We start from the raw sequence: 16,596 nt of genomic DNA, 5'->3' as shown, positions 1-16,596 counted from the left end.
TACGGCCTTTCGCGCGGATCTGGTACGGAGGCCGGCCGGGCAGAGTTCGCCGGCGCCCGTGGCCCGGCAGGAGGAGTTCGACCTGCCTGGGATGCGCGCACATAGGGCTGGTATCCGGGCGGTGGGCGGCCAGGCCCAACTCCCTCGGCGGGCCGTCGACCGTGTCGCCTCTGGCATGGGCCGCGGCGGGCGCCGTCATCCGCACACTGCACCGAGCGCCCCTGCCGCCCCCGGCGGGCCGGGCCGGGCGGAGCATCGTCGCGCTGCGGGCACGGCTCGACGACGAATGCGGGTGGCTCGTGGCGAACGGTGTCCTGCCCGCCGACTTGGTCACCCGTAACCTCCGGATCGCCGAGGCCGCACTCCGGCCGCGGACTGCGGCATTCACGCACGGCGACCTGCAGATCGGGTTCGCTGGCTGGCCGAGCACGGCTCTGACGCATACGCAGCAGGCCATCCCTGGGGCGACACCCCGGTTCTTGCGCTCGGAGAAGTGCAGTACTCAGCCGTCGCCGGCAGAGGACGACGCAGGTCCCTGAGCCCGTGTGAGGCCGGGATTTCCTCACGCCGACCGCGGAGACCGCCTCGCGCAGGGTTGGTCCGGCAGTACGGTGATCGTCATGACAGGTGAGGGTGAGGCACTGCTCGGCGGGATGGCGAACGCGGGAGCGGTCTTCCGCCGGGGCTCGTTGGTCGACCGTCCGGCGCCGCGCAACGCGCGCGCTCTGCACGCCTATCTCCTTGCGCTGAGGCAGCACGGCTTCGACGCGGCACCGGCGCCTGTCGGTCTCGCTGCGGACGGCCGCGAGCAGTTGACCTTCATTCCCGGTGACGTGGCACTGCCGCCGTTCCCGGACTGGGCGATGACGCGTTCCGCCCTCGAATCGGTGGGAAGTCTGCTACGGCGCCTGCATGAGACCAGCGCGGCCGTCAGGGTCGACCCCGGTGCCGAGTGGCCCCGGGACCTGGCCGACCCGGAAGGGGGGACGATGTTGTGCCACAACGACGTGTGCCCGGACAACGTCGTCTTCCGCGACGGCCGTGCCGTGGCCCTGATCGATTTCGACCTGGCGGCCCCGGGCCGTGCCCTTTGGGACGTCGCCATGACCGCCCGCTACTGGGTGCCGATGCTGGATCCCCGATCCGCGGCCGGGTTCTACCCCTCCGGACCGGATGCGCCCACACGGCTGCGGATCCTTGCCGACAGCTACGGCCTCTCCCCGCGGGACCGCGCCGACCTGCCCGGCATCATCGAGCAGGCGACCGAGGTCTGCCGGGACTTCGTCACCCGCCGCGTGGCCGACAGCGACCCCGTATACCTCCAGGCACTGGCCGAACGCGGCGGATGGGAACGCTGGGACCGCATACAGACCTGGCTCACGGACCACCGCAGGACGTTCACGGCCGCCCTGCTGGACTGACCAGCCCGACCGTACGCATCACCCGCTCCGACCCCGTCGGCACCAGCACGGCGCCGGCGACGTGTGGCCCTGCCACCCCGACGCCTGGAGGAACCGCTCGGAACCGCCCGCAGCGCTTGAGAGACCGGACTGCCGGCAGGCGGCACGGGCTGCCCCTCCCCCACGTGGAGTGGCCCCAGCACGACGTTGCCGGCGCTCCACATGGCAGCCCGCTGCTCAAGTACTCAGCGGTACTGCCCTGCAAGGCGTGCCCGGTCCCGGCTCGACCAGTCGTACATCCTTCGCCCCGGACGGTCAGGTCAGGTCAGGTCAAGGAAGCTCCATCGAGCGTCCGGCTGGGCACCGCTCAGCCACTTGCCGCAGTTCTGGAGCACGACCGGGCTCGACGTGATGTGCTGCGCGCCCGTTCCGAGGTCGCGCAGGAAGCGGTCGACCGGGCCGCGGCGGATCGCCGCCGAGCCGGCCCAGCGGTGGACGGTGCGGCCCACGTCGTACACGGTCGTGGTCGTGTGGTTCAAGGCGAGACGGATCAGAGTGTCCTGCTCCGTGCTCGGCAACTGACCCTGGTCCAGGGACTGTTCGACATCCTGCCAGACGTCGTTCACCCAGGCCCGGGCCGCCCGGAGTCTGGCCTCCGCCGTCGCGTACTCGGCGTGGAACTGAGAGGTGTCGACGGCGGCGCCCCGCGAACCGGTCCGAGCCGCGGCAACCCGTTTCAGCTCGGCCAGGAGACGCCGCCCGACGCCGAGGGCCCAGCCCGTGTGCCCGATCGCCGACATGTCGACCAGGCCGAGTCGGTAGATGGCGCCGCCGTTGACCGGGGTGCCCGTGGTCGCGACGTAGGTGTACTCGTGTGGTACGTACACATCGGTGCAGTGGTAGTCGATGCTGTGTGTCGCACGCAGCCCGAGCACGTCCCAGTTGCCGTCCAGGGTCACCTGTGACTTCGGCATCGCCAGCACCCGTAGCTCACCGGTGCCCTCGACCTGGATCGCGCTGTGGATGTGGGTGGCGTGCGCCATCCCGGAGGCGAACTGCCACTGGCCGCTCACCCGGTAGCCGCCCGGCACCGGGACAGCCCGGCCGGGGCGTGTGCCATGGCCGGAGAGCAGCGCGTACTTCCCGTTCGGCACGTCGGGGAACAGCTCGGCCGACGCGTCCGCGGAGAGGTACGCCGCCGTGGTCCCGGTCATCATCTGCAACGCGAACATGGTCCACCCGGCCGCCGCGTCGTGGTAGCTCGTCCGCTCCACCGTCTCGATCAGCTGCCGCGGCGCGAACTCGTATCCGCCCAGACTCAGCGGAAGTTCGGCCCGTACGATCCCCGTGTCCAGCAGCGCCCGTGCCGTGTCCTCGGGCAGCCTGCCCAACTCCTCTGCGGCGTCGGCCCGTTCATCGAGTAACCCGCCGATCTCTTCGATCTTCTCCAGCACGCCCGCCAGTTCCCCGCTGACGTGCAGCCGCCCCCTGTCCCCCATGATTCTCCCCTCCCTGTGGCCTTGTTCCCCGATCGTCTCATGCACCCGGCGCTCCAACCCCGAAGCACCGACCACGGGAAACGGGACGGCAGTTGAGGTCAACTTCGTCCCCAACACCGTCCCGCCACGACGGCGCCCCGGGCACCGGCTGGGGCGCCGTCGTGAGGGAAGCCCTCTGGCGAAGAGCGTAGAGGCGCCCCTTAAGCGGGTGGCGGCCGCGTTCGGTCCCAGGCTCAGATGATCTCCAGCACCGTCGCCGCGAAGTTGAACCCGATCCCCGCACCCACCAGCATCACCAGGTCCCCGGAGGCGAGCTTCCCGTTCTCCCGCAGGTAGGCCAGCCCCGCCGCCTGGTCGCCCGCGCCCAGGTGGCCGACGGTGCGCCCGTAGCTCCAGAGTGACTGCTCCTCGGTGTAGCCCAGGATCTCGTAGTTCTCGGTGAGGCCGCCGCCGCGGTGGAGGAACGGAACCACCGCGTGGCGTATGTCCCTGGGGCCGACCCCGGCCTCGCTCAGCGCTTGGTCGTGGCAGGCGAACAGTCCCTTCTCGTACTGTCCCCACGCGGCCGGCGCCTCGGGCAGGGTGAAGAACTGCTGCGTGCGCTCCGGCACCGGTACCGGCTGCCGCATCCCGGGGGCCGGCGCGAAGTCCGTGGTGCCACGGGTGACCCGCTCCAGCGAGTTGTCCGCCCCGACGGCGAAGGAGACGATCCGGGCGAAGCCGCTCTCGGTCGACAGGACCACGGCCGTGCCGGCGTCCCCGAAGATGATGTTGTCCAGGGTGTTCCACCGGTCGATGCCCGGCGAGGCGTAGCGGTCGCCGGTGGTGACGAGCGCCGCATGGGTGAAGCCGCTGCGCAGGTAGGCCGAGGCGAGCCGCATGGCGCCGAGCCCGCCCAGCGACTGCTGCTGGACGTCCAGGGCGAAAGGATGCGCGCCCACCGACTCGTTGGCGACGTAGGCCGCCGACGGCCACAGGTCCAGCCCCTGGAACCAGTGGCTGGCGTGCAGCACCAGGCCGATCTCGGAGGGGTCCAGCTCGGACTTCGTGATCGCCGACCTTGCCGCCTCAGCCGCCATTTCCGGGCCGGCCTCACTGTTCGAGACCGCGATGCGCTCGAAGCCGAGTTCCTGGTGCGTGGGCGGCACCAGGCCCTCGGCGACGGCCTCGCTCACGGACACGGTCTCGGCCAGGGACACGGTTGCGGCCGCAATAAAGATATTGGGCTCGTTCTTCATGATGATCTCCAACACGGAGGCTGATGGGAGTGGAAGCCACTTCGCGAATAAAGGTCCGCCCCGTCCTGGGAGCAGTAGATGTTCAAGCCGCAGACGAGGCCGATATTCCGGCAGCTGGGCTCGCTCTCGGGCACGGACAACACGGGCATGCTGCTGAACGGCACTGATATGCCGCTGACGTGCGGCTGATTTCCGATCGGTTGGGCGTTTGGGCGCGCAGAAGACGGCGAGCGCGTCGAACCGTGCTCCGGCGCACCCGCCGACCGGCACCGGCCCGGTCTTCTGGACGTCAGTGCCGTGTCAGGGGTCCGTGTCACTCTCTTTCACGTGAACGGCCCCCGGAAAACCAAAGGGGGTCGGGAACGAGGAGAGGTGCCCGGAGTGGTTGATCGGGGACCAGCGAGCACGCCTCGGGGTCGGACCCTTCAGGGGTCCACGCAGGTTCGAATCCTGCCCTCTCCGCGTCTTGTGGCGCGCCGCTCACCGGGGAAGTCCCGGCGGGCGGCGCGCCGTTGCCGTGCGGCGTCGCCTTCGGCCGGAGCGAATGGCAGCACAGGGGAAACGGGCTGCGATGGCGTAGGCGTCTGTGCCGGTGGCGGAGTTCGAAGAACCGGCCCGAGCTGCCTCTCGGGAGCGCTTGTAACTCCCCTAATTACCCGATGACTTGACGAAGGCAAGATCGGACCATGGATGTTCCTTTGGGGTGGAGCTGAGATCATGAGGGCCGCGTGTAGCTGCTGAGCGCAGCCGTCCGGGACCGTCAGGTCGTGCCGACGACTGGACGCTTGCCCCCACCACGTCATCGCTCCCCGCGTTGCGGGTCGGTGGCCCGCGTATCAAACCCCGGTGCCGTCATCCGCACCGCCGATCCCTCCTTGGAGCTCGTATGCGAAGACCTCGCCCCGTATCCGGTGTGTCCGTGGCCGTTCTCGTGGTGGCGGGGGTGGTGAGCGGCTGGGGAACCGGCCAGGCGGTGGCGGAACCGAGCCCGGCCGGGACGCTGTACGTGAATCACGACGGGGCGTGCAGCGACTCGGGAACGGGCGCGGCGAGCCTGCCCTTCTGCACGGTGCAGGCGGCGGCGGATGTGGTGCTACCGGGGCAGACGGTTCATGTCGCGTCGCCGGGCGGTCGGCCCTACGTCGAGTCCGTCACCCTGACCCGGTCCGGCACCGAGGACGCCCCCATCACGTTCACCGGGGCCGGCTACGCCTTCGGCGGCTCGCCCGCGGTCGTCACACCGAAGGGTTCCGGGCCGGCGCTGACGCTCCAAGCGGTGCACGACGTGCGCGTCCAGTCGCTGGGGTTCGGATACGCGGCCGCGGACGCGGTGGCGGTGACGGGCTCCACGGGCGTCACCCTCGACCGGTTGTCGTTCCGGCCCCCGGTGCCGTCGGCCGATCGGACCGGTACCGCCGTCAGCGTGGACGGCGCCTCCTCGGACGTGACCGTGTCGCGCACCTGGGTGCCGGACGGATACGCCTACGGCGTGCGAGCGCAGCCGGGAGCCGCGCAGGTCACCGTCACCACCAATGTGGTGACCAATCCGCGTCGGGGCGGGATCGTGATGACGGGGACGCCCGGCGCGGCCGTGACGAGCAACACGGTCATCACTCCGTGTGCCACGGGCATCTCGCTGGAAGACGCGAGCTCCGGGACCATGGAGAACAACGTGGTCTCCTCCGCCCCGTGGCAGCAGACCGGCGGCTGCCTGGCGCCCACCGCTCCGCTCTACTCCGTGTCCGCCGCATCCGCCAACCAGGTCACCGGCGACTACAACGTGGCGGCGAACCGCTCCGGTTCCTCCGCCCGGCCGCGGCCCGAGTACGCGTGGGGCGACGCCTCCTACTCCACCACCGTGTCGCTGCGCGACGCGACCGGGCAGGGCGCGCACGACATCGACGGGATCAACGTGTCGTCCACCACGGCACCGCCCGAGCACTCCGCTCTCGTCGACTCCGCCGATGCCGACGCGCCGGGTGAGCTCGCCGCCGACGTCGACGGCGCCCCGGTCGTGGACGATCCGCTTGTCGCCGACACCGGCACGGGCACCGGCCGCGGTCCGACGGCCCACGCCGACCGGGGTGCCTTCGAACGGCAGGACTCCATCACCCTCCCCAGCGACGACATACCGTCGCCGTCGCGCGGCGTCGCGCCGCTCGTCACCTCGGTGAAGACCGATGGCGCCACCACTTCGTGGGGGAAGTCCATCGCGACGTACTCGGTCGACTTCGGGGACGGGAGCGCCCCGGTCACCCAGGCGCCGGGCGCCCCGATCACGCACACCTACACCACGCCGGGCGTGTACGACCCGGACATCACGGTGACCGACGCCGACGGGTCGAGCCGCACCGTCCGATTCGCTGCCGTCGACGCGGGTACGGCCTCGGCCCCGGCCACCTCGCTGTCGGGTGCCCTGGCCACCACCGCCGACGGGCAGGTCGACGCCGGGGACGTGTCGTTCACCGTTCCGCAACCGGCGGACGCCTGGGAAGTCGCCTACCGGGTCCTGACGTTCGGTGACGGTGACAGTGAGAGCCTGGCCGGCGGCCCCCAGAAGATCGAGCACCAGTACCCGGCAGCGGGTTCGTACACCGCCACACTGACACAGACCGACCTGCTCGGCCGCGTCACCACCGCCAAGGTGACCGTGCACGCCGCAGACGCCTTCCTGCCCGTCGTCGCGCAGCACGACGCCGAGAAGACGATCCCCGCCCACGGGGTGCTGAAGCTTTCCGCGGCCACCGTGCACGCCGCCTCCGACGGCGTCGACGCGGCGCGCCTCCAGGTCGTCACCAGCGGGGCCAAGGCGAGGGGCACCCTCACCCTCTACACCGACGGCACCACCCGGCCGGGCACCTCCACGGTCGGCTTCGAGCCCGGTCGGACGGTCGCCAACGAGGCGACGGTGAAGGTCACTCCCACGGGTGCGATCGACGTCTACAACGGCAGCTCCGGACCGGTGACCGTCAACGTCGCCACGCTCGGCCTCCAGTCGCACGCACAGTTCGGCCGCACCTACCATCCCGCCACGCCGATCCGCCTGCTCGACACCCGCAGCGGCACCGGTGGCCACACCGGGGCGGTCGCCGGCGGTCATTCGATCACGCTGCCCGTCTCGGGCACCCACGGTGTCCCGGCCGACGCGAGCGCCGTGGTCCTCAACGTCGTGGCGACCGCCACCAAGGGCTCCGGCAACCTCACGGTCTCCCCCGTCGGCACCATCAACCCCGGTGTGAGCGGCCTGTACTGGGCCACGGGACAGACCGTTTCCACCCAAGTCGTCGTCCCCGCGGTTCTGACGGGTGGGAAGGTCGTACTCCGCAACAACAGCAAGTCCTCGGCGCACCTCGTCGCGGACGTGGTCGGCTGGTACGGCCCCACCGCGAGCGGTACGACGTTCCAACCGGTCGCGCCGGTACGGATCCTCAACACCCGTACGGGCAGCGGCGGGAAGGTCGCCAAGCTCGGTGCCCACGCCACGCTCAAGCTCAAAGTCACCGGCGCCCACGGGGTACCGGCGAACGCGGTGAGCGCGGTCGACCTCAATCTCACGGTGCCCTCGCCGACCGGCAGCGGCTACCTCGTCGCCTACGCGGACGGCACCAGCAGGCCGGACGTGCACTCGGCCGACTACACCAGCGGGCATCCCGCGGCCGGCACCGCGCTGGTCAAGGTCGGCGCGGACGGCGAGATCGACCTGTTCAACGCCGGCTCCACCGCCGTCGACGTCGACGTCGATCTTCTCGGCGACTACACCTCCAACAGTGTGAGCTGACCGCGCCGCAGGCCGTGAAGTCCACCAGCGGATGCCCCCGGAGAACTCCGGGGGCATCCGACCTCCCAAGCCCGCCGGATTTGCGGTGGCGGAGCCGGCTTGGTCTTCGTCTGCCGGGACTTCGCCGTGTTGGGGCTCATGCGCGTTCCTCCTCCCGCACCGGGCGCAGTCCCGGCCGCGTGCCGTGGGAGCGGGCGTCCGTGTACGACGCCGTGAAGGAACCCTCGTAGCCGAAGAGCGGCCCGAAGCGGCGGTTCACCACGCTCACCCGGATCCGGAAGCGTCCGGTGGTGTCGTCGAAGGACTCGCGTACCTCGGCCGTGGCGCCGAGGAGTTCCGGTACCCGCACGTCCACCGGGCCCTCCCGGAAGCGGTGCTCGCCGGAGCGGATGAGCAGCGAGCCGTCCGGCTCGGCCGCGAGGTGCAGTTCGCTGGCGAGGTGCTGGTGGGTGCCGAGGTAGTCGAGTATCCGGTCGCCCTTCGGGCTGAGCACCATCTGGGCGTCGAAGCGACGCGGGCGGCCGGGCAGGTCGAAGGTGCGCACGAAGCTCACCGTCTCACGGCCGAAGGTGTCGGTGTACGGGACGTTCTCGATCACGAAGGGGATGTCGCGGCCGGCCCGCGGGACGAGGATGTTGCGGGTGGCGCCGAGGGCGAGGAACGGCTTCACGTACGCCGGGCCGTGCCAGATCCGGTGCATGACGCCCCGTCCGGTGCAGGCCTCCCCGCCCGCCAGGCCCACCGAGAAGCGGCGCCGCAGCGCGGGGTGGAGCCGGTCGAAGTCGTCGCCGAGCACGGTACGGAACATCGAGGCGGGCGCGGTCATCCGTGCTTCTCCAGGGTGCGCAGGACACGAGGGGTCCGGGTCTGGGCCGCGGGAGCGCGCAGGCACCTGCGGGCGGCGGGGGTGCGGGCAAGGGGCGCCTTGAAGAGGGCGAGCGATATCACGAGCGCCGACAGGACCAGGCCGAGATGGTCCGCGTCGGCCGCGAACGGCTCGAGGACTTTGACGGCGGGGTGCGGCCACGGACCGGTCAGACACCCGGCGAGCAGCAGTGCCCGGACCGCCAGCTCGGCCAGCCAGTTGGCCCGGGCCCGCTCGGGGGTGATGCCGCGCTCCAGCCACAGCCGCAGCCGGTCGAAGGACCAGGCGGTCGCCCAGCCCATCAGGGGGCGGAACACGAGCCGGTCGGTGAGCGCGCCGAAGACGCCCCAGCGGGGCCGGTAGTCGTAGCCGGTGAGGAAGCGCACGCCGTGCGCGTCGGGCACGTAGCGCCAGTAGCCGCTTCCTCGGGCGAGCAGGGAGAGCGGGTGCGGGGATGCGAAGCGCAGGGCGGAGGTGCGGGTGCCATCGGGGCGCTCGCGCTCGCCGGCGGCGATCCCGGTGCCGGACACCGTCAGGAAGGGCAGAACGCGCACGGCGTAACGGAAGCGCTGGGGCTTGCCCTCCGCGCGCGGGAGGTAGTCGATCTCCGAGAACCGCAGGTCCCACCGCCGGTGCTGGGCGGGGTCCTGGGTTCGCTCCCAGAGTTCGTCCAGGTCGGCGCGGATATGTGCCTCTACGTAGAGACCCATGGCGTTCCCCCACATCCCCTCGGTGTTTGAGCGATCGCTCAAATCAACTGGAAGGGAAGGTACACCTGTTTGAGCGATCGCTCAAAGCCGGGAGCCGGAAAGCTCCGCTCCGAGGAACGGCGGGACTCGGGGTGGGGCCCGAAACGGGCGGGGTCGCGGCGGTACGGGTACAACGGGGAAACGGGTCCGCGCGGCTGCCTCCGGCGAGCACAGGCCTCGGACCAACTGGGGCGACGTCACTCGTGCGGACCGTCACCCGAGGCCTCGGCGCCGGTTGACCAGGGAGCCCCGGCCCCGGGACATGCGGGTCCCCCGCGCGGAATCCGCCGGGCGCCGGCATGGAGAGGAACACGGCATGGACACAGCTCAGGGCTTCTTCAGCCGGCGGCGCTTCCTGGAGGCGTCCGCCGCGGGGGCCGCCGCGGCCGCCCCGCTGCGGGCGCGCACTGCCGCGGCCGGGAACGTGCTGACGTATCGCGAGACGACCGGTGGATCGGTCACCGCGCGGCCCGGTGGGAGGTTCCTGATCGCCGAGGTGCAGGGTGTTCTGTGGCGGATCCCGCGCGCGGGTGGCGACGCGGTGCGGCTGACCGGCTGGGAGCTGGAGGCGACCCGGCCCGCGCTCTCCCCGGACGGCCGGACCGTGGCCGTGTGCGGATACCGCGGTGGCGGCTTCCACCTGTGGACCCTGCGGCCGGACGGCGGCGGGCTGCGCGCGCTCACCGACGGTCCGTGGGACGACCGGGGCGTGTCCTGGTCCCCGGACGGCACACGGCTGGCGTTCTCCTCCGAGCGCGGCGCGGATCCGGTGGCCGGCGGCGCCTTCGGCCTGTGGGCACTGGACCCGAGCAGCGGCCGGACGACCCGGCTGTCCGGCGGCGCCCACGAGGACTACGACCCGGCGTGGTTCCCGGACGGACGGTCGCTGGCATGCGTGCGCGCCGCCCACACCGCGGACGGCGGCAACGACGGCGGCCTGTCCCTGGTGCGCGTCCCGGCGGCGGGCGGACCGGCGCGGGTGCTGCGCACGGTCACCGAGGGACGGCTGCTGTGCCCGGCCGTCTCCCCCGGCGGCCGGATCGCCTATGTCCGGCTGACGGGCACCAGCGGCTCGCCGTCGCTGCCCGCCGCCACGGCGACGCTGATGGTGGACGACCGGGTGATCGCGGCGGGCGAGGACCTGGCGGCGGCCCCGCCTTGCTGGCTGGACGAGGACCGGCTGCTGTACGTGGCTGACGGCCGCATCCGCATCCGCCGCGTCGACGGCCGGGGCGCCGCGGACGTCCAGGAGATCCCCTTCACCGCACGGATGCCCGTGCCCAAGCCGCCGCGCCGGGCCGCGCGGCGAATCCCCGACCCGGCCGTTCCCGCTCCCGTGCGCGGCCTCCACCGGCCGGCACTGGCACCGGACGGCCGCAGCGCGGCGTTCGTCGCGCTGAACGCCCTGTGGCTGGTGCCCGTCGCCGGCACGGGCCAGGCGGGCGTCCCGCGCCGGCTGGTGCAGGCCGCCGACGTGCACTACCTGCAGATGCCGGCCTGGGCGCCGGACGGCCGCAGCCTGCTGTACTGCACCGATCGCGACGGCCTGAGTGCCGTGCGCCGACTGCGCCTGGCCGACTCGCGCGACGAACAGGTCACCGGCGGCGGGCGGTTGTACCCGGCGCTGTCTCCGGACGGCTCGCTGCTGGCATGCCAGGACGTCACCGGGAACACGCTGGTACGCGACCTGGCCACGGGCGAGGAGCGGGTAGCGGCTCGCCCGCTGGCGGCCGACGGACCGCCCGGCGCGCCCACCTGGTCGTCGGACGGCCGCCACCTGGCATTCTGCGATCGCAACCGGCTCAACCACCGTTTCCGCGAGGGCTACAACCTCATCCGGATCGTGGACGTCCGCACCGGCGCCGAGCGACGCCGGCTGCCCGCCGATCACCAGTCGCTGTCGGACCGGGTCGCGGCCGGGCCCGTGTGGTCACCCGACGGCCGTTGGATGGTGTTCGTCGCCGAGTCCGTGCTGTGGCTGCTGCCCGTCGCCGCCGACGGCACGCCCACGGGCCCGGGCCGTCGGCTCACCGACGAACCGGCCGACCACCCGAGCTGGGCCGGCGACTCCCGCACCCTCCTCTATCTCTCCAGCGGCAAGCTGCGGCTGCTCTCCCTGGACGCCGCCCATTCCCCGGGCCGCCCGCGCACGCTCCCGATCAGGCTGACCGGTCAACGGGCGCCTGGCGCGCCGGAGCCGCTGCGCGTCCACGCCGGTCAACTGTGGGACGCCACCGGCAGCCCGCCGCGCCAGGACATGGACGTCCTGATCCGCGACGGCAGGATCACCGGCGTCGAGCCGCACCGTGCCCGCCGGCCGGGCCACCGCACCTTGGACGCCTCCGAACAAACGGTGCTGCCCGGTCTGTTCGACAGCCACACCCACCCCTACACCGCCACGTACGGCGCCCGGCAGAACCTGACCTTCCTCGCCTACGGCGTCACGACCACCGCCTGCATGGGCGGCCCGCTGTACGAGACGGTCCGGCTGCGCGAGTCGGCCGCCACCGGGCACGTACTCGGCCCGAGATCGCTGGCGTGCGCGGAACTGATCGACGGCGCCCGTACCGCGTACGGCATGGGACGCGCGCACCGCACCGAGGCGGGTGTTCGGGCCACGCTGCGGCGGGCCGCCGCGCTGGACGTCGACTTCGTGAAGACCTATGTCCGAGCGCCGGGCAGGACCATGTCACTGGCCGCGCAGGCCGCGCACCGGCTGGGCGTGCCGTGCGGCAGTCACCTGTGCTTCCCCGGCAGGCCCGCCGGCCAGGACCTGACCACGCATCTGCAGGCCACCCAGCGGCTGCCGTACGGCCACGCCGCCACGCCGCTCGGGCGCGTCCACCAGGACCTGGTGGAGCAATACGCGGACGGCACCTTCGCGTTGATCGCCACACCGTTCACGGCGCAGTGCCTGCTGGGCGCGGACCGGGCACTCGCCGACGACCCGCGGGCGAGCGCCCTGATGCCGCCCTGGGACGTCGCCGCCGTCCGCGACCGCGCCTCGACCGCGCCCAGTCGGCAGCAACTGGACGCCCTGGCAACCGAGATGGCCGACTACCGGCGACTGGCCGCACACGGTGCCGTGATCGCCCTGGGCACGGACTCGCCCTTGGTGCCCGTGGGTCTCTCCCTCCATCTGGCGTTGCGCGCCCTGCACGGGCACGGTTTCACCGCCGCCGAGGCTCTGCACACCGCCACCACCGTTCCGGCCCGCCTCTTCGGCCTCGACCGGGATCTCGGCACGGTGGAGGCCGGCAAGGTTGCGGATCTGACGGTGGTCGACGGCGACCCCTTCCACGACTTCGGCACCCTCGTGCACACATCCGTGGTGCTGCGCGACGGCGTCCCCCACCGCCGGCAAGACCTCACGGACCTCGGTTCGGCGGACACTCCCCCGCCTCCCCACACCACCTGGCTCGATGTCGCCCGCTCCTTCGAACGCTCCTCCTGCTGCCACTTGGGCGGGGCGACGTAGTCCTTCACCTCCATGCCTCCCCGCGGACGAAGGCCGGGGGCACGCCGACTCGCACTGAATCCCGGTGTGTTCGGGCCATTCCCGTCTGGCGGTCACGAACGTATGGTCTGGAGCCCTCCGGCAGGAACCAATCCTGGTCATGTCAAGAAGACGCAGCACCCTTGGACGTACCGGCCCTGCCCCACGCGGGCGGCTTTCGGACGGCGGGCGATCGTCCGGTTCGGGCTACGGCTTTTGCTCCGGGGGCCGGATGCCGTCGAAGAGGTTGTCGACGAGGGCGTCGACGAACTCGGGGGTGACGGGCTCGTCGGGGATCAGACTGCGGTGGTAGACGGCGCCCCAGAGTTGGTCGACGAGGACCCGCACGTCGACGTCCTCGCGGATCTGGCCCTGCTCCTTGGCGCGGGTCAGACGCTGGTAGGCCAGTTCGCGCCTGCCGGAGGAGTACAGGGCGCGGTAGGCGCGTGCGAGGTCGGGGTCGGTCTGGGAGGCGCCGATGAGTTCGAGCAGGGCGCGGCCCCCGGGGCCGGCCATGACCTGGCGGTGGTGGTGGAGCTGGTCGCGCAGGTCCTCGCGGACGTTGCCGGTGTCGGGGAAGGACAGGGTGGCGCGTACGGCGTGGAAGTACCCGTCGAGGGCGAGGGCGCCGGGTGACTGCCACCACTTGTACAAGGTGGTCTTGCTGACACCGGCGGCCTTGGCGACCCGTTCGAACGTCAGGTCGGCCATCCCCTCGCTCAGCATCAGCCGTCCGACGGCTTCGAGGACGTCGGCACGGACCTCGTCGGCGGGACGCCGACCGCGACCGCGCGGGCGCGGCCTCGGTTCCGGGGTGGTCTGACCCGGTTGGGTGGTCACGGGGTCTCCTGAAAGGGTCGGGGTCGTCGGGGATCGGGGCCTGAGCGCCGGGCGTGCGCGGGCTCGCCGGGGGGCCGTCGTAGGGGCGGAACGCCGTGGGGGCCGTCGTGGAGGCGGAACGTCGTCGGGCGCACGGCCGTTGCACCCGTCGCCGTCCGCTTGCCTCAGTGCCGCGTCTTGACCGACAGCAGGTCGTCCAGGCCGATGCGGGTGAGGAACTCGCTGCGGATGCGGTCGGCCACCTCGGAAACTTCCTCGGACCCGTCGTCGGCCGGATCGATGTGCACACGGTAGGGCCGGGCGCCCTCGGGCAGGGCGACGATGCGGGCTATCTCGTCGGACACCATGGATGCGTGGGCGTCCGCCGGGGACAGGGCCGCGAGCTTGCCCGCGACCTGCTCCATCAGTCCCGCGTACCGGGTCTCGTAGGCGGCCTCGACCGCGGCGTCGGCGGGCTGGCCGGCGTGGGCGAAGTGGTTGGTCCCGCGGGTGAACGAACCCGGCACCACGATCGAGGTCTCCACCCCCCAACGTGCGAGCTCGGCGGCGTAACTGACCGCGAGGGAGTCCATGCCGGCCTTTGCCGCGAAGTACGGTGCGAGGTAGGGCGGCGTACCGCCCTTGACGCTGGAACTGGAGACCCACACGACCAGGCCGGCACCGCGTTCCCGCATCCCGGGCAGCACGGCCCGGTTGACCCGCTGAGTGGACAGGACGTTGACGTTGTACAGCTCGGCGAGCTGCTCGGCGGTGAAGGCCTCGGCCGGGCCGACCACCATGTGGCCGGCGTTGTGGATCAGGACGTCGATCCGGCCGTGCTCGGCGAGGATCTGGGCGACGGCGTTGTCGACGGACTCCTGGTGGTTCACGTCGAGTTCGATGGCGCGCAGGTCGGCGTGGTGCTCCTCGGAGTAGTCGGCGGCGTCCCGGACGGCCGGGGCGTTGCGGCCGGTGGTGTCGCGCATGCCGGCGTAAACGGTGTCGCCGTGGTCGGCTACGGCGCGGGCGGTCAGGGCTCCGAACCCGCTGGAGGCCCCGGTGATCAGCACGATCCGCTGGGTGGGCATGGTGTGTTCCCTTGTCTCGAAGAGGGACGGTCGGCGGGATCCGGTGGACCGGCTCAGGCCAGGCCGCCGTTGGTGAACAGAACCTGCCCGTTGACCCAGCGGGCCGGTCCGGCGAGGAACGCGACGGTCTCGGCGATGTCCGTGGGCCGGCCCAGTCGCTCGAGCGGCACCGCCTTGGCAAGCTGGTCGACGGCGGCCTCGTCCTTGCCCTCCAGGAACAGTGCGGTGGCAGTGGGCCCGGGGGCGACGGCGTTGACGGTGATGTCCTTGCCGCGCAGCTCGCGCGCCAGGATCAAGGTGATGCCTTCGACCGCGGCCTTGGAGGCGACGTAGGCGCCGTAGGCGGGGAACTGGGTGCGGGTGACCGACGTGGAGAAGTTCACGATGGCGCCACCGGGGCGTACCCGGTTCGCGGCGAGCTGCGAGACGACGAACGTGCCGCGGACGTTGGTGCGGTGCATGCGGTCGAAGTCGGCCAGGTCGAGCGTGGCGATCGGGGACAGCAGCATGATCCCGGCGGTGTTGACGACGACATCGACACCGCCGAACGCGGCCTCGACCGCGTCGAACGCCGCGGCCATCGCGGTCTCGTCCGCGACGTCCGCACCGACCGCGATGGCGCGGCCGCCGTCGGCCGTGACCTGGTCGACGATCTCCGTGGCACGAGCCGCGTTGCCGGCGTAGTGCACGCCGACGGCGTACCCGTCGGCGGCCAGGCGTTCGACGACGGCGCGGCCGATGCCGCCCGAGCCTCCGGTGACGAGAGCGACGCGAGGGGTCGTGGTGGTGCTGGACATGGTGGCCTCCTGGACTTTCACGAAGCAGTATGTGAACGGCACGTCCATATAAGCATGTAATGAACGCACCGTTCATTTATTTGGGGTGTGACGTGAGTCACATGTGTGCGGTAACCGCCGCGCCACTCGGCGAGCAGGACGGTCGCCGACGAACCGGTCCCGGCCGAACTCGTCACCGTGGGCGTCACGGGCCTCGGTGATCCCGTCCGGGTAGCACAGCAGGCGGTCTCCGGGCTGCAGCTGCTCGGTGCGCTCGGTCACCGGCAGGCCCAGATCGGCCCCCATGGGTCCGTCCGGTGGGCAGGCCAGCTCGGTCGTCCAGCGATCGCCGCGGATGAGGATCGGCAGGAGATGGCCGCGGTTGATCCAGGTCAGCCGGCCGCTCGCGATGTCCGGGTCCGCCAGGATGCCGCTGTCGGCGCGCACCACGCCCAGCCGCTCCACGCCGTCGGTGACGGCGACCCACCACCGCCGGCGCCCGCCCGTCATCCTGCCGGGCGCCGGCTCGGCGAGCATGTCCACACGCCGGTACGCCTGGCCGGCCAAGCCGCCTTGGAGACCTCCTGGCCTCCGCCTGCGGCGTCGCCTCCTTTGCCGGTGAGTCGGCGCAGCACCGTCTCGCGGATGTCGACGACGAAGACGGCGACGTCGCGCAGCCCGGCTTCGGCTGCGTGCTCGGCGACCAGGTCCGCAAGCCGCTCCAGCGTGACCGTGTGGCCGGCCTGGACCATCCGTAGCAGCGCCAGGGCGGCCGCGGCCCTGTCAGCCATGGCAGGGCCCCTCACTTCGCCGGCGGCATCCGGGCGAGGTGACGGCTGCGTCCGCCGGGCCATGACGTCGCATCGCCGACTCCTCCCGGGCCTCGGG

At 71.9% G+C, this 16,596-nt stretch carries 12 protein-coding genes and 1 pseudogene; 4 read left to right on the top strand and 9 right to left on the bottom strand.

The window, feature by feature from the left end:
• Window positions 1-143: 143 nt before the first annotated feature.
• Together BLW85_RS40435 and BLW85_RS37065 are read left to right on the top strand one after the other, a co-directional pair.
• Window positions 144-407 (top strand): annotated as a pseudogene (locus BLW85_RS40435) (aminoglycoside phosphotransferase family protein); the annotation flags it as partial.
• A 213-nt stretch (window positions 408-620) separates the two neighbouring features.
• Window positions 621-1,421 (top strand): phosphotransferase, encoded by an 801-nt coding sequence (locus BLW85_RS37065; protein WP_074996364.1) that lies wholly within the window; start codon window positions 621-623, stop codon window positions 1,419-1,421.
• Between the two features lie 299 nt (window positions 1,422-1,720).
• Here the strand turns inward: BLW85_RS37065 and BLW85_RS37060 are convergent, their stop codons facing one another.
• On the bottom strand, window positions 1,721-2,899 hold the full coding sequence (locus BLW85_RS37060) for an acyl-CoA dehydrogenase family protein (RefSeq protein ID WP_074995827.1): 1,179 nt from the start codon (window positions 2,897-2,899) through the stop codon (window positions 1,721-1,723).
• Between the two features lie 233 nt (window positions 2,900-3,132).
• On the bottom strand, window positions 3,133-4,074 hold the full coding sequence (locus BLW85_RS37055; protein ID WP_244174993.1) for a ketoacyl-ACP synthase III family protein: 942 nt from the start codon (window positions 4,072-4,074) through the stop codon (window positions 3,133-3,135).
• A 982-nt stretch (window positions 4,075-5,056) separates the two neighbouring features.
• Here BLW85_RS37055 and BLW85_RS37050 point away from each other — a divergent pair.
• Complete coding sequence (locus tag BLW85_RS37050; RefSeq protein WP_167381467.1) at window positions 5,057-7,915, top strand: PKD domain-containing protein; 2,859 nt, start codon at window positions 5,057-5,059, stop codon at window positions 7,913-7,915.
• Between the two features lie 136 nt (window positions 7,916-8,051).
• On the opposite strand, the gene BLW85_RS37045 is transcribed toward BLW85_RS37050, so the two are convergent.
• Both BLW85_RS37045 and BLW85_RS37040 read right to left on the bottom strand, forming a co-directional pair.
• Complete coding sequence (locus tag BLW85_RS37045) at window positions 8,052-8,741, bottom strand: DUF4166 domain-containing protein (protein WP_074995825.1); 690 nt, start codon at window positions 8,739-8,741, stop codon at window positions 8,052-8,054.
• Complete coding sequence (locus BLW85_RS37040) at window positions 8,738-9,490, bottom strand: hypothetical protein (RefSeq protein ID WP_074995824.1); 753 nt, start codon at window positions 9,488-9,490, stop codon at window positions 8,738-8,740. The genes BLW85_RS37045 and BLW85_RS37040 overlap by 4 nt, the downstream gene beginning before the upstream one ends.
• A 355-nt stretch (window positions 9,491-9,845) precedes the next feature.
• Here BLW85_RS37040 and BLW85_RS37035 point away from each other — a divergent pair, with 355 nt between their 5' ends.
• Window positions 9,846-13,007 (top strand): amidohydrolase family protein, encoded by a 3,162-nt coding sequence (locus tag BLW85_RS37035; RefSeq protein ID WP_074995823.1) that lies wholly within the window; start codon window positions 9,846-9,848, stop codon window positions 13,005-13,007.
• A 225-nt stretch (window positions 13,008-13,232) separates the two neighbouring features.
• Here BLW85_RS37035 and BLW85_RS37030 read toward each other — a convergent pair whose 3' ends face one another.
• The 5 genes from BLW85_RS37030 to BLW85_RS40430 form a co-directional block, all read right to left on the bottom strand.
• Window positions 13,233-13,865, bottom strand: a complete 633-nt coding sequence (locus BLW85_RS37030) for a TetR/AcrR family transcriptional regulator (RefSeq protein WP_074995822.1) — start codon at window positions 13,863-13,865, stop codon at window positions 13,233-13,235.
• Window positions 13,866-14,029: 164 nt separating this feature from the next.
• The gene (locus BLW85_RS37025; protein ID WP_074995821.1) at window positions 14,030-14,932 is read right to left on the bottom strand and encodes an SDR family oxidoreductase; all 903 of its coding nucleotides are present in this window, start codon (window positions 14,930-14,932) and stop codon (window positions 14,030-14,032) included.
• 53 nt (window positions 14,933-14,985) lie between these two features.
• Complete coding sequence (locus BLW85_RS37020) at window positions 14,986-15,729, bottom strand: SDR family oxidoreductase (protein WP_070025798.1); 744 nt, start codon at window positions 15,727-15,729, stop codon at window positions 14,986-14,988.
• Window positions 15,730-15,801: 72 nt separating this feature from the next.
• A complete protein-coding gene (locus BLW85_RS37015) occupies window positions 15,802-16,245 on the bottom strand; it encodes a PP2C family protein-serine/threonine phosphatase (protein WP_074995820.1) in 444 nt (147 codons plus the stop codon).
• Window positions 16,215-16,499 carry a hypothetical protein gene (locus BLW85_RS40430; RefSeq protein WP_074995819.1) on the bottom strand — a complete coding sequence of 95 codons (285 nt, stop codon included), beginning with the start codon at window positions 16,497-16,499 and terminating at the stop codon, window positions 16,215-16,217. Before BLW85_RS40430 ends, BLW85_RS37015 begins: the two co-directional genes overlap by 31 nt.
• Window positions 16,500-16,596 lie beyond the last annotated feature (97 nt).

This window comes from Streptomyces misionensis (assembly GCF_900104815.1).
Classification (GTDB): Bacteria; Actinomycetota; Actinomycetes; order Streptomycetales; family Streptomycetaceae; genus Streptomyces; species Streptomyces misionensis.
Note: the sequence above shows the minus strand (reverse complement) of the source record. Positions and strands in the feature narration are given on the sequence as shown.

Bases quoted from the DNA above. Each gene is read 5' to 3' on its own strand.
- BLW85_RS37065 (WP_074996364.1), top strand. From the start codon at position 621: ATGACAGGTGAGGGTGAGGCACTGCTCGGCGGGATGGCGAACGCGGGA.
- BLW85_RS37060 (WP_074995827.1), bottom strand. From the start codon at position 2,899: ATGGGGGACAGGGGGCGGCTGCACGTCAGCGGGGAACTGGCGGGCGTG.
- BLW85_RS37045 (WP_074995825.1), bottom strand. From the start codon at position 8,741: ATGACCGCGCCCGCCTCGATGTTCCGTACCGTGCTCGGCGACGACTTC.
- BLW85_RS37040 (WP_074995824.1), bottom strand. From the start codon at position 9,490: ATGGGTCTCTACGTAGAGGCACATATCCGCGCCGACCTGGACGAACTC.
- BLW85_RS37035 (WP_074995823.1), top strand. From the start codon at position 9,846: ATGGACACAGCTCAGGGCTTCTTCAGCCGGCGGCGCTTCCTGGAGGCG.
- BLW85_RS37025 (WP_074995821.1), bottom strand. From the start codon at position 14,932: ATGCCCACCCAGCGGATCGTGCTGATCACCGGGGCCTCCAGCGGGTTC.
- BLW85_RS37020 (WP_070025798.1), bottom strand. From the start codon at position 15,729: ATGTCCAGCACCACCACGACCCCTCGCGTCGCTCTCGTCACCGGAGGC.
- BLW85_RS37015 (WP_074995820.1), bottom strand. From the start codon at position 16,245: ATGCTCGCCGAGCCGGCGCCCGGCAGGATGACGGGCGGGCGCCGGCGG.
- BLW85_RS40430 (WP_074995819.1), bottom strand. From the start codon at position 16,499: ATGGCTGACAGGGCCGCGGCCGCCCTGGCGCTGCTACGGATGGTCCAG.